Below are 12,276 nucleotides of genomic sequence, written 5' to 3' on the forward strand. Positions count from 1 at the left end.
CCCCGTACCCGGGTTATCTGGGAAAAGATTTTTATAGTAGTGGCGGTTACGTTGGGTTAGTAACGAATGACTCTCGAGCAATTCAGCAACAACGAAGAGCAGGTTGCCCGTCGGTACCAGTACGACGACAAGCTCGTCCTCGTCGTCGACTTCGGCGCTGACATCGCCGATAGTGCGGTCGACGTAGTCGACGGAACGGTTCTCGCCGTTCTCGACGGGACACAGTATGAAATCGAACTGCCCGACGGTGCAGACGACGCGCATACGTTTATCAAAAACGGGGTGCTCACTATCGAAGTGGAGGGCGACCGATGAAACTTACCGTCAAACCACTCAAACAGAAGGACGCAGGCCGCGGACTGGCCGCCATCGACCGCGTGTCGATGCGTGAACTGGACCTCGAAAACGGTGATTACATCCTGATCGAGGGAAGCGACGACAGCCAGGCCGTCGCCCGCGTCTGGCCTGGCTACCCCGAGGACGAGGGACGGGGAATCGTCCGTATCGACGGCCGTCTCCGTCAGGAGGCAGACGTAGGGATCGACGACCGGGTCTCGGTCGAACCCGCGGACGTCAATCCCGCGACCTCGGTCACCGTCGCGCTTCCGCAGAACCTCCGTATTCGAGGCGATATCGGGCCGCTCGTTCGCGACAAACTGTCCGGACAGGCCGTCACTGAGGGTCAGACGGTCCCCTTCTCGCTCTCGTTCGGACCGATGGCCAGCTCTGGCCAGTCGGTCCCACTGAAGATCGCGAGCACCTCGCCGTCGGGAACGGTCGTCATCACCGACTCGACCGATATCAACATCTCGGAGACGCCGGCCGAACAGGTCGGTGCCGGCGGCGATCCGAGCGCCGAAGGCGTCCCGAACGTCACCTACGAGGACATCGGTGGCCTGGACGACGAACTCGATCAAGTCCGTGAGATGATCGAACTGCCGATGCGCCACCCAGAGCTGTTCCAGCAGCTCGGGATCGAGCCACCGAAGGGCGTCCTGCTGCACGGCCCGCCGGGCACCGGGAAGACGCTGATGGCGAAAGCGGTCGCCAACGAGATCGACGCCGACTTCCAGACGATCTCCGGTCCGGAGATCATGTCGAAGTACTACGGCGAGTCCGAAGAGCAACTCCGCGAGGTCTTCGAGGAGGCAGAGGAGAACGCACCCGCCATCGTCTTCATCGACGAACTCGACTCCATCGCCGCCAAACGCGAGGACGCCGGCGGCGACGTCGAACGGCGCGTCGTTGCCCAACTGCTCTCTCTGATGGACGGCCTCGAGGAACGTGGCCGCGTCACCGTCATCGCCGCGACGAACCGGGTCGACGACATCGACCCTGCACTCCGCCGCGGCGGCCGCTTCGACCGTGAGATCGAGATCGGCGTCCCAGACAAGGACGGCCGCAAGGAGATTCTGCAGGTCCACACCCGCGGAATGCCCCTCGAGGAGGGTATCGACCTCGACCGCTACGCCGAGAACACCCACGGCTTCGTTGGTGCCGACCTCGAAAGCCTCGCCCGCGAGGGCGCGATGAACGCCCTGCGGCGCATCCGTCCCGACCTCGACTTGGAATCCGAGGAAATCGACGCGGAGGTCCTGGAGACGCTGCAGGTCACGGAGGGTGATCTCAAGGAAGCACTCAAGGGAATCCAACCCTCGGCGATGCGCGAGGTCTTCGTCGAAGTCCCGGACGTCATCTGGAACGACGTCGGTGGCCTCGGCGACACCAAAGAACGCCTGCGCGAGACGATCCAGTGGCCGCTCGACTACCCCGAAGTCTTCGAGCAGATGGACATGCAGGCCGCAAAGGGTGTGCTGATGTACGGCCCACCCGGCACCGGGAAGACGCTGCTCGCCAAAGCTGTCGCTAACGAAGCCCAGTCGAACTTCATCTCGATCAAGGGCCCCGAACTGCTGAACAAGTACGTCGGCGAGTCCGAGAAGGGCGTCCGCGAAATCTTCGAGAAGGCCCGGTCGAACGCCCCGACCGTGATCTTCTTCGATGAAATCGACTCCATCGCGGGCGAACGCGGCCAGCGCCAGGGTGACTCCGGCGTCGGCGAACGCGTCGTGAGCCAACTCCTGACCGAACTCGACGGCCTCGAGGAACTCGAGGACGTCGTCGTCATCGCGACGACCAACCGCCCGGACCTGATCGACTCGGCCCTGCTCCGTCCCGGCCGTCTCGATCGCCACGTCCACGTCCCAGTGCCGGACGAAGAAGCCCGCGAGCGCATCTTCGAGGTCCACACCCGCGACAAGCCACTGGCTGATGCGATCGAACTCGAGTGGCTCGCCGAAGAGACGGAGGGCTACGTCGGTGCCGATATCGAAGCGGTCTGTCGCGAGGCGTCGATGGCAGCCAGCCGCGAGTTCATCAACTCGGTCGATCCGGACGATATCGACGACACGATCGGCAACGTCCGCATCGGAAAGGAGCACTTCGAGCACGCACTCGAGGAAGTCCAGCCGAGTGTGACCCCGGAGACGCGCGAGCGCTACGAGGAGATCGAACAGCAGTTCCGGCAGGCAGAGCCGGGACAGGAACAGGACCAGCTCGGTCGGACGTTCCAGTAAGCGCGTTCTCTGCGGATTGATTCTTTTGCGTCCCGTTTTCCGGTTTCGATATGGCCGTTTCGACGGCTGTTGGGACGCTCTGGGTAGGAATACGCCACAAAACGGTGTCGATCCGTGGGGACAGCACAACCCACGTCAGAATCGACGTGTGACTGGCTACTCGAGTTCCGACGCCGTCTCCTCGAGTACCGACTCGGCGACTGGCTCGAACGGGACTGACGTGTCGACCAGTTCCCGACCCCGATCGTAGGTGATGAGTCCGGAATCTGCCAGTTTCGGGACGTGGTTGTGATAGAGCGCGATGTACGTCTGTTCGACGGCACGGTCTGGAATTTCTGCGACGGGGTCGTCGTACGTTCGGCTGGCGACAGCGTCGGCGAGTTCGGCGAGTTCGATCGGCGTCTCGTGCTCGTCGAGACACCGGAGCACGTGTCGACACCGCTGGTCTGCGAGTGCTCCGAAGACCTGATCGGCGTTCACGTGATCCGTTCGTTGCTCGCCCATGACGGACAATAGTACTCGACCTATCAAAAAGAGTCACCTGGCTGTATATATCGGCCACTTATATACCTATCACCTATTGGGGTCAACATCGTCGCCCTCACCGACTTGGCCAACTGTCAGGACGTGACCGATGAGGCTCTTGTGGGCGTGATGGAGTCGCTCCGAGAGCGTCTGCTGGGTGATCCCCATCGACGCTGCGAGTTCCGTCATTGTCGTCTGCTGTGGCACGTCGAACAGCCCCTCCTCGTAGGCCGTCACCAGCGTCTCCCGCTGAACCGGTGTGAGTCCGTACTGTGAACTCGCCATCGGCTGGGACTGTTCGTAGAGTCGGTCGAGTTCGAACTCGACATCGCGCTTGAGACAGAATTCGTGGAATTCAGCGACGGTTTCCTCATCGTCGAAGCGCATCTTCAGGCTCCAGTGCTCGTTGGTTCCCGTCGCCTCGAGAATCGTCGCACCGATTTCGACGTACGCGTAGATGATCGCCTCGATGTTGTCCGTCCATTCGGCCCTGTAGAGGACGGTGTCGTCGATCTCACTCACCCGCGTCGCGTTTGTTATCGACGGATCCGCCGTGAACGCTTCCTCGAACGTCTCCTGATCGTCGCCTGTCACCCAGAAGTACGGCATCAACCGCTCTTGGGTCGTTGCGACGAGACGTTCGATCTCGACTACCATCTCCGGCGCGGCCGACAACGTCTCGTGTAACGCAAAGTCCGCAGAGTTGATTGTGAACTCTCCCATCACGCTCATGCCTGGGATCTGGGTTCTCAGCGTCGATAAGGTTGTGGCTGGATCTTCACCACCGGCTACCGGTCCGACAGCCGACCTGTCAGGCTGACTCCTCGCCCTCGAGTGACTCGAGTACACGCTCGGCGTGACCGTCCGGGCTGACGTTCTCGTAGACGGCCTCGATGGTTCCGCGGGGACCGATGACGTACGTGTTGCGGAAGACGCCGTCGAAGGTGTTGCCGAACATCTGTTTTTCACCGTAAGAGTCGTACTGCGTCGCGACCGCGCCGTCTTCGTCCGAGAGCAGGTCGAAGTCGAGGTCGTATTCAGCCGCGAAGGAGTCGAGGTCCGACACCGGGTCGTCGCTGATCCCGACGACTGCTGTGTTAGCGTCCGCGAACGCCGCCAGCGCGTCGTCGAACTGGCAGGCCTCGGTGGTACAGCCCTCTGTGTTCGCCCGCGGGTAAAAGTAGACCACGAGCCGCTGGCCGTCGAAATCGGACAGCTTGACGGCTTCGCCGTGTTGATTCGACAGTTCGAACGCGGGGGCATCCTCGCCAACGTCGAGCATACGTGTGGATTTGTGACTGCGGTCGTCAGTGTTGTGATCCCGGAATCGTGGTGGCGTGAGTGCTCCTAGCGGATACTGCTCACAGCAGACGCTTCTCACAAAACAGATTTCTGGACGTGCGAACAGGGCTGGACAGAACAGACTCCTACTCGAGTTGCTCCGCCGCCTCGCGCTCGACGAGCGGTGTCGCGTTTGCCTCGGGCAGCGTTACGACGTCGTCGCTGGCGAGGGGGTATTCGCGGTCGTCGACGCCGAGGATATTGCCGACGTCCTCGGTGATTTTGACGGTGACGCGGTCGACGGCGGTTGTCTCTGTCTCTGCGTCTGCGTCTGCGTTTGCGTTTGAGTCCCCACCGGGATCGAGTCCGGCCTCATCTGTCCCGTCTGCCGACGCTGTGGCAACTGGTTCCGAGTCGGCTGGCGGCTCGGCCTCGGGTGTGTCTGCGGGCGCACCGTCGGTTGGCGAGTCGCCACTACCCAGCGAATCTGCACCGCCCATCACGTCTGCAGGAGAGACGCTGTCTGTCTCTGTCGCGCCATCTTCCACCCCATCCGACTCAGCCGCCTCAACCGATTCGACCGCCTCAGCCGGCGATTCTGCCGGTGGTGTCGGCGGATCGGGTTCGGCCACAGCCCCAGGTTCGGGTGACGGCGGCTCCGGCACAGGATCGGTTTCGTGCGGTGGTGTTTCGTCTCCGGCCTGTCTCCTGGAATCGGAACGTGGATTCTGGTCGGCGGCGGACGCTGTCAGCGAGTCGGAGGTGGGATCGTCCGACGAGGTGTCGATCCTCGATCGCTCGTCCGCACCGTCCTCGACACCTTCGAGCACATCGAGCACGCGGCTCTTGTTCGACCCGATACGCTCGACGAGGTCGTCGAACAGGTCCGCCTCCTCGGCGGTCAACCCCTCGTCGTTGGCCGCCATCCCTGCGGCGGCGAGACTCGCCTGCTTGACGAGTTTGCCCATTCGACGCTCGTAAATCGCCTCGACGACATCCTTGGCGGTCTCGATTTCGTCCGTCAGTCGACCCACTTCGGGCGAGGAGAAGGGGTCCTCAGCACGGTCGGCCGCGCGTTCTCGCTCGTCCTCGAGTTCGGCGATGTACTCGCCGACCTCCTGGTAGAACGAGGGGCGAAGATTCTGGAGGCTGTCCTTCTTTCGCTCCTTGCTCTGGACCGAGCGGAGTTCGTTCAGATTCATTCTTTCTCCTTCTCAGCGCGCCCGCGTGCCATCAGAAAGACGGCAACGTACTCTGGTAATGACTGGTCACCCTCCGAGACCGTAAAGCTATCTCCTCCGAGTTCGACCTCGCCGCCGTCGGTCACGTCGACCGCGATCTCCTGACCCTCGAACGTCTCGGGGACGGCATCGATCAGTGGATCGAACTCCTCGAGTTCGTCGCGTGCGAGGCGGACCGTTTTCAGTCCGCTGCCGCCGTGGAGAGTCCCCGGCAGGCGGATCAGTCGGTTCGTGTCCGTCGTCACCGGTTCGTCGATTGGGGCGTTGTCCTCCTCGACGGCCGTCGACGCGAACCGCTCTGCGAGCTGGGCGACCGCGGTGTGGACCGTGACATTCCCCATCTCGAGCTGTTCGCGATTGTTTCGCGCGGCGTTCAGCGTCGCCTTCGCTTTCCCTTCGCCGATCCCGTCGAACTCCTGGAGGGACTCGAGTGCGGCCTCGTCCTCGAGTGCCAGCAGGTCGTCGACGAAGGCCATGAAGTGTTCGTGGGTTCGCTTCCCCCAGCCGCCTTCGATGCGGAGGGTTCGGCGCTCAGTTGGCGTTTTTCGGCCGAGTCCGGCGACGGTTTCGGTTTCGATCAGGTTGTCGAAGTCGAGACCGATGCCGCGGACGTAGTCGACGATTTCGCGGCGGTGTTCTCTGTCGAGGTGGCGAACGTTCTCGTCGCGGACGTGAACGTGGTAGCCCCGTCCGCCCGAGAAGACGATTTCGAGCTCCTCGAAGCCGAAGTCGTTCTCGAGGAAGTTGAGGAGTCGGAACAGGGCGTCCTTACACTTGGCGAGCATCTCGGCGTAGGAGTCCTCGCCGAGCGTGACGCGTGGCAGGTGGTCCGCGTCGAGGTCGAAGACGAGGTCGGCAGACTGCCAGTCTTTGGCCTTCATCGAACTCGCGCTCGGATCCCGAAAGCGGCCCGCCGAGAAGTAGACGTGTCGCGGGCGCTTGCGGACGAGAAACTCCGAGAGGTCGCCAAGCTCGAGCAGTGACCGGTGGCGGACCATCGTCGTGCCGGGCCCCTCCGTCCAGGGGATGAATCCCCACTCGCGCTCGTTCGCGGCGGGCGGCGGTGTTAGCTCCGTCCGTCGGTAGTAATCCCGAAATCTCCCCCGAAGATAGGCCCTCGTTCGCTCCTCCATGCGCTTGCGCTACTCGTCGTGGCGCGGGTATAATTGTATTGTCTTGGACTGTCCGGCTGGGCGACCGGCGCTGTGCTGGTGAGGGCTGGGAGACTAGCGGCCCATGAGGTCCGAGAGCCGATCCGTGATCCCGTCGCCGGAGCCGAGTTTCAGGTAGTAGGCGTCGCCGCCGTCCTCGTAGTAGTTGTCGATCCGGCGCTTGATCTCGAAACCCAGGTGTTCGTAGAACTGGAGTGCGTTTTCGTTGCTCGTGCGCGCGTGACAGGTTATCGTCTGGTGGTCGTCTGCGACGCGAGCGACGAGCCGTTTGCCGATCCCTTCTCCGCGAAACTCGGGCGAGACTGCGAGAAAGAGAATGTAGCCGTCGCGTCGAACCGCAGCGAAGCCGATCAGGTCGCCGTCCAGGGCATAACAGTGGACCGTCGACCGGCGATAGGCGTCGGTGAAAAAGTCGCGTCGTTGCTTGAGGACGCCCTCCTCCCGATTGATCTCCTCTTTGAGCTGCCAGGCCTGCTCGACGAACTCGTCGTTTCCTGGCGTAACGACGCGCCTGTCGATATTGACGCTCACTACCACTGCCTTACATCGTCGCCAATATAATTCCACCGGCAACGGGGCTGCCGATGGCGATATACATAGTCTGCTGACAATCGCCACCGGTCACGCACGCATCGAGTGAAAGCGACGGGCATACGACGCCGGTCGTGGTACGGTAGCCAAGAGACGACTATGGGATTCGCACTTCGGGACCACACCGCCGACATCGCGGTCGAGGCGACGGGCGACTCGATCACGGATGTGTTCGCCTCGGTCGCAGACGGCCTCGCAGCGGCCTCCTGTGACGATATTCCGGCAGCGACCGGTGAGCGTTTCTCGCTGTCGGTCACCGCCGAAAACCGTGAGGCACTGCTGTTCGACTACCTCGACGAACTGATCTATCTTCGGGATGTGCGCGCTGAACTGCCGGTCGACCACCACGTCGAGCATATCGACCGGTCCGACGCCGACGGGTCAACAGACACCTCCACAGCGGAGTGGTCGCTCACCGCCACCGCCCGCGGCGTCCCGCTCACCGAAATCGACGCCCGCGAGGTGAAGGCAGTCACCTACTCAGAGATGCAACTCGAGTTCATCGACGAACACTGGAACGCCTACGTCGTCTTCGACGTCTAACACGACAGTCCCCGCCAGTCAACTGCTGTGTCGGAGCCGTGTTTATTTCATCGTGGGCATTGTGCGTACTGCCAATGGTGTTTCGCCATCGCCGCCGATGGATGCGCCTCACTGGTGCGTTCGCCCTCATCATCGTGGCTACTAGTCGTGTCGGCGCACACGAGGAGTACGTCGTCGACGACGAGGAAGACGTCGCTCTCGGAGAGTTCTTCTCGGAGGCGCTGTCCGATCCGTTCGTCGTCGGACCGCTCGTCGCCGGCGCGCTCGTTGTCGCACTCCTCGTCGGCGGCTACCTCCTCGTCCGCCCGTTCCAGCGGGATCTCGCAGCCTTTCGGTTCGCGATGAGAGAGTACGTCGAGTACGTTCCCTGGCTCTTGCGCATCTCGCTCGGTATCCCGCTGATCGGCGCCGGCTTCAGCGGCTACTTTATCTCACCCGCCCTCGAGATCGACCTCCGACTCTTCCAGCTCGCGCTCGGCTTTCTCCTCCTCTTCGGCCTCGCAACTCGCGTCGTCGCACTCGTCGGCCTCGCGACCTACCTCGTCGGCGTGGTGATCTGGCCGACGCTTCTGTTGCAACTCGAGTTCGTCGGCGGACTGGCGGCCATCGCGTTACTGGGAAGCGGGCGGCCGAGTGCGGATCACGTCCTCCAGCGGGTTGCCGGCTCGCCGGGGACGGTCTACAGACGATTCGATCCGGTGCACGAACGTGCACGAGAGTTCCAGGCGCGGATCGATCCCTACGAGCGCTACCTGCCGACGGTCGTCCGGGTCGGGCTTGGAGCGACGTTCATCTATCTGGGTGTGACCCAGAAACTCCTTCAGCCGGGACTCGCGGTCGCAGTCGTCGATCGGTACGACCTCACGGCGGTTATTCCGGCGAGTCCGGAGTTGTGGGTGATGGGTGCCGGGCTGGCCGAAGCGGGGCTCGGTATCGCGATCGTTCTTGGGCTTTTTACGCGGGCGAGTGCTGCCGGAGCGCTTGCGATGTTCTCGCTGACACTGTTTGCGCTGCCGGACGATCCGGTGCTGGCCCACGTTGCCCTGTTCGGGATGGCGTCCGTGTTGCTCATCACTGGTGGTGGGCCGTACGCGCTCGACGGTCGACTCGAGCGGCTCGGAGCCGACACTGAACTCGAGGCGGCGGATGCAACGCCGACGGAGGCAACGCAGTCTCGGGGCTGACGGCTGTCGAGGTCGTCTGGACGGAGGGGGCGGGCAGTCGACCGGAGAGACGAACATCTTTCATCGTCGGGGCCGGATATCGATTATGAGCAACGTCACGTTCGACGCCGACGGCATCACGCTCGAGCAGGTGCGTGAGTACGTCTGGGAGATTCCACAGGAGGGCGACATGCGCGTTCCCGCGCGAGTGCTCGCCAGCGAGGCTCTGCTGGAGGAAATCAAGGAGGACAAGACACTCGAACAGATCACAAACACGACCCATCTGCCGGGGATCACAACCAACGCGATCTGTATGCCCGACGGCCACCAGGGATACGGTTTCCCCGTCGGCGGAGTTGGCGCGCTCGACGCCGAGAACGGCTGTATTTCGCCGGGAGCGGTCGGCTACGACATCAATTGCGGCGTCCGCATGATGCGGACGAATCTGACGTACGACGAACTCACCGGTCAAGAAGAGGAACTCGTCGACGCACTCTTTGCGAACATCCCGTCGGGACTCGGCGGCGGTGGCGTCGTCGAGGCCGGCGTCGACACCGTCGACGAGATCCTCGCCCGTGGCGTCGACTGGGCACTCGAGAACGGTCACGCAGTCGAGGACGACCTCCTGCACTGTGAGGACGAAGGGATGCGCGACGGTGCGGATCCGGAGAAGGTGAGCCAGAAGGCCAAAGACCGCGGGAAGAACCAGATCGGTTCGCTTGGCTCCGGGAACCACTTCCTCGAAGTCCAGCGCGTGACGGACGTCTTTGATAGCGAGGTCGGCGAGGCGTTCGGACTCGAGGAAGACCAGATCGTCGTCCTGATCCACTGCGGGTCGCGCGGACTGGGCCACCAGACCTGCAACGACTACCTCCGCAAGATCGAGCAACAGCACCAGGGGCTGCTGGACCAGTTGCCGGACAAGGAACTGGCAGCAGCGCCCGCGGGCTCACAGCTCGCCGAGGACTACTACGGCGCGATGAACGCCGCGATCAACTTCGCGTGGGTCAACCGGCAGCTGATCATGCACCGCACGCGACAGGTGTTCGAGCGCGTCTTCGACCGCTCGTGGGAATCGATGGAGATGGAGCTCTTGTACGACGTGGCGCACAACATCGCGAAGAAGGAGACTCACGAAGTCGATGGAGAAGAGCGCGAACTCTACGTCCACCGCAAGGGTGCCACGCGCGCGTTCCCCGCCGGTCACCCTGAGGTCCCGAAAGCGTATCGTGACGTCGGCCAGCCGGTCATCATCCCCGGCAGCATGGGTGCCGGCAGCTACGTCCTCCGCGGCGGCGAGAACTCCATGGACCTCACGTTCGGCTCCACCGCCCACGGCGCGGGGCGGCTGATGAGTCGCACCCAGGCGAAAAACGAGTTCTGGGGCGGCGACGTTCAGGACGAACTCGAGGAGCAGGACCAGATCTACGTGAAGGCCCAATCGGGTGCGACGGTCGCCGAGGAAGCGCCGGGCGTCTACAAGGATGTCGACGAGGTCGTCCGTGTCTCAGACGAGTTGGGGATCGGCGACAAGGTTGCGCGGACGTTCCCGGTCTGTAACATCAAGGGATAGCGGTCGCTGGCGGGCGTTCTCGAACCGTTAGATTCGGGACGACACGTCGTCAGACTCCTGAACACACGTCAGGCATCTAACCACAACTACGTCAGTTTCATTTTCACTTGAGGCGGAACGGATTGTCGTCCGTCTCGTCCTCGCTTTCATCGTCGCTGTCCGCTCCGTCGCTCTCGTAGGGTTTGCGGGCGGTGATCGTCACCGTGGCCTCGGGAGCGTCCTCGTCGGACCACGGACTGTCGTAGGCCGAGAGTTCGAGGTCGGTCACGTCCCAGCCGGCGGCTTCGATTCGTTCGACGAGTTCGCGCTGATCGGAGAGCATCGCATCGTCCATAGGCGACGTACGCGAATCTTCGGTGTAGTTCTTCTGTCGGCAGTATCGACCCCGGCCAGCCCGAGTTGTCGTTGATTCCGTCTACTGCTCGGCAGATTCGTAACCAAAATGGGTTACGACGAGTGGGAATACCCGGCGCGCTTAAGCGGTTTCGACCAAAACGGGGTGGTATGCTCACCGACGAGTTCGGGCGCGAGGTGACCGGGGTTCGCGTCTCGCTCACCGATCGGTGTAACTTTGACTGCGTCTACTGCCACAACGAGGGCCTCGGCGACACTCGCGGACCGATGGATCCCCAGGACGACGAGATGGAAACCGACGACGTCGTCCGATTCCTCGAGGTCGCCGCCGAGTTCGGCGTCGACGCCGTCAAGTTCACCGGCGGCGAGCCAATGCTCCGCCAGGACCTGACGGAAATCATCGAACGCACCCCCGACCAGATGGAGGTCTCACTGACGACGAACGGCACGTTTCTCCCCGGTCGTGCCGAGGAACTGGTCGACGCCGGTCTCGACCGGGTCAACGTCTCCCAGGACGCACTCGACCCCGAGGACTTCGCCGCCGTCACGAAAAGCGGCGCGTACGAACAGGTACTCGAGGGCGTCGACGCTGCACTCGAGGCGGGACTGGATCCGGTCAAACTCAACATGGTCGTCTTCGAGCACACTGCGGGCTACGTACCGGAGATGGTCGACCACGTCGCCGAGAACGAGGGGCTACAGCTCCAGTTGATCGAGTATATGCCCGAGCTGACGGGTCGACCGGAGTGGAATATCGACATCCAGCGCGTGCACGACTGGCTGGCCGAGCAGGCCGCCGAGGTCGAACATCGCGAGATGCACGACCGGAAACGGTACTGGATCGAGGGCGACGACGGCATCGACAGGGAGGGCGACGATGGAGACGAGAACAGTAGTGGCCGGGGGATGGTCGAAATCGTCGACCCCGTCGAGAACCCGACGTTCTGTGCGAACTGCCACCGGGTTCGGGTCACCCACGAGGGCTACCTGAAGGGCTGTCTCAACCGAAACGACGACCTCAAACCGATGGGAGAGATGACCAAACCCGAGATCCGCGAGGCGTTCCGGGAGGTCGTCGCGAATCGCGTTCCGTACTACGGCGAGTACATGATCCGCAACGGCGACGGCGAGTGGGAAGTCAACGACGAGTACATCGAAGGATACGCACAGAGCTGAGTTCGCTGCACGTCGTTTTTACAAGCGGTATAGGAGAACGCCCCGAGGCGATTCACACAGCCCGAGTTGCACTACGGCCGC

General features: G+C 62.7%; 13 protein-coding genes. 6 read left to right on the top strand and 7 right to left on the bottom strand.

From position 1 onward, the window contains the following. Window positions 1-66: 66 nt before the first annotated feature. Window positions 67-315 (top strand): DUF7127 family protein, encoded by a 249-nt coding sequence (locus C483_RS01760; protein WP_006651629.1) that lies wholly within the window; start codon window positions 67-69, stop codon window positions 313-315. Beyond that, the gene (locus tag C483_RS01765) at window positions 312-2,576 is read left to right on the top strand and encodes a CDC48 family AAA ATPase (protein WP_006651630.1); all 2,265 of its coding nucleotides are present in this window, start codon (window positions 312-314) and stop codon (window positions 2,574-2,576) included. Before C483_RS01760 ends, C483_RS01765 begins: the two co-directional genes overlap by 4 nt. 156 nt (window positions 2,577-2,732) lie before the next feature. On the opposite strand, the gene C483_RS01770 is transcribed toward C483_RS01765, so the two are convergent. The 6 genes from C483_RS01770 to C483_RS01795 form a co-directional block, all read right to left on the bottom strand. After that, window positions 2,733-3,080, bottom strand: coding sequence for a DUF7344 domain-containing protein (locus C483_RS01770; protein WP_006651631.1), 348 nt, complete (start codon window positions 3,078-3,080; stop codon window positions 2,733-2,735). A 69-nt stretch (window positions 3,081-3,149) separates the two neighbouring features. Further along, on the bottom strand, window positions 3,150-3,833 hold the full coding sequence (locus tag C483_RS01775; RefSeq protein ID WP_049912369.1) for a helix-turn-helix domain-containing protein: 684 nt from the start codon (window positions 3,831-3,833) through the stop codon (window positions 3,150-3,152). A 79-nt stretch (window positions 3,834-3,912) separates the two neighbouring features. Further along, the gene (gene bcp / locus C483_RS01780; protein ID WP_006651633.1) at window positions 3,913-4,383 is read right to left on the bottom strand and encodes a thioredoxin-dependent thiol peroxidase; all 471 of its coding nucleotides are present in this window, start codon (window positions 4,381-4,383) and stop codon (window positions 3,913-3,915) included. A gap of 145 nt (window positions 4,384-4,528) precedes the next feature. Next, the gene (locus C483_RS01785; protein ID WP_006651634.1) at window positions 4,529-5,584 is read right to left on the bottom strand and encodes a DNA replication complex subunit Gins51; all 1,056 of its coding nucleotides are present in this window, start codon (window positions 5,582-5,584) and stop codon (window positions 4,529-4,531) included. Beyond that, window positions 5,581-6,756, bottom strand: coding sequence for a DNA primase small subunit PriS (priS, locus tag C483_RS01790; protein ID WP_006651635.1), 1,176 nt, complete (start codon window positions 6,754-6,756; stop codon window positions 5,581-5,583). The genes C483_RS01785 and priS overlap by 4 nt, the downstream gene beginning before the upstream one ends. Before the next feature lie 93 nt (window positions 6,757-6,849). After that, window positions 6,850-7,326: a GNAT family N-acetyltransferase gene (locus C483_RS01795; RefSeq protein WP_006651636.1), complete on the bottom strand. Its 477-nt coding sequence runs from the start codon at window positions 7,324-7,326 to the stop codon at window positions 6,850-6,852. A 159-nt stretch (window positions 7,327-7,485) separates the two neighbouring features. Here C483_RS01795 and C483_RS01800 point away from each other — a divergent pair, with 159 nt between their 5' ends. From C483_RS01800 to C483_RS01810, 3 genes are all read left to right on the top strand, one after another. Continuing rightward, window positions 7,486-7,929 (top strand): archease, encoded by a 444-nt coding sequence (locus C483_RS01800; RefSeq protein WP_006651637.1) that lies wholly within the window; start codon window positions 7,486-7,488, stop codon window positions 7,927-7,929. Window positions 7,930-8,030: 101 nt separating this feature from the next. After that, the gene (locus tag C483_RS01805) at window positions 8,031-9,113 is read left to right on the top strand and encodes a DoxX family protein (RefSeq protein ID WP_006651638.1); all 1,083 of its coding nucleotides are present in this window, start codon (window positions 8,031-8,033) and stop codon (window positions 9,111-9,113) included. Window positions 9,114-9,198: 85 nt separating this feature from the next. After that, the gene (locus tag C483_RS01810; RefSeq protein WP_006651639.1) at window positions 9,199-10,665 is read left to right on the top strand and encodes an RtcB family protein; all 1,467 of its coding nucleotides are present in this window, start codon (window positions 9,199-9,201) and stop codon (window positions 10,663-10,665) included. 103 nt (window positions 10,666-10,768) lie between these two features. On the opposite strand, the gene C483_RS01815 is transcribed toward C483_RS01810, so the two are convergent. After that, window positions 10,769-10,999 carry a hypothetical protein gene (locus C483_RS01815; RefSeq protein ID WP_006651640.1) on the bottom strand — a complete coding sequence of 77 codons (231 nt, stop codon included), beginning with the start codon at window positions 10,997-10,999 and terminating at the stop codon, window positions 10,769-10,771. A 170-nt stretch (window positions 11,000-11,169) separates the two neighbouring features. Here C483_RS01815 and moaA point away from each other — a divergent pair, with 170 nt between their 5' ends. Then, window positions 11,170-12,195, top strand: a complete 1,026-nt coding sequence (moaA, locus tag C483_RS01820; protein WP_006651641.1) for a GTP 3',8-cyclase MoaA — start codon at window positions 11,170-11,172, stop codon at window positions 12,193-12,195. Window positions 12,196-12,276 lie beyond the last annotated feature (81 nt).

Source organism: Natrialba hulunbeirensis JCM 10989 (genome assembly GCF_000337575.1).
Classification (GTDB): domain Archaea; phylum Halobacteriota; class Halobacteria; order Halobacteriales; family Natrialbaceae; genus Natrialba; species Natrialba hulunbeirensis.